This is a genomic window from Streptomyces sp. P17, from assembly GCF_032436805.1.
Taxonomy (GTDB): Bacteria; Actinomycetota; Actinomycetes; order Streptomycetales; family Streptomycetaceae; genus Streptomyces.
The window spans coordinates 1-263 of the sequence record NZ_JAVRBF010000998.1; the positions used below are offsets into that span (position 1 = coordinate 1).

The 263-nt window shown below is 66.2% G+C and carries 1 pseudogene; it reads right to left on the reverse strand.

Features of this window, described 5'->3' with window-relative positions:
- Nucleotides 1-263: pseudogene (locus tag RMT89_RS43720) on the reverse strand (DNA primase); the annotation flags it as partial.

Sequence of the window (263 nt, forward strand, 5' to 3'; positions counted from 1 at the left end):
GAGGAGGCGAGGCGGTTTCTGAAGCTGCCCCGCCTCCTCGGCGACCTCGCGGAACTCGCGAAGTCCGAGACTTTCGCGGATGATGTCGAGGAGATCGCCATGCTCGCCGGTCGCCGCATCAGTCCACTTGCCGGCTGGTCCCTTCGTCGAGTCCTGGAGGCGTACGAACATGGAACGGCCCGGCATGTTGTGCACGTCGCCGACGAGCCAGTATCGCCCCTCTCGCTTCCCGTTGGAGAGGTAGTGGCGGCACACCGCCTCGG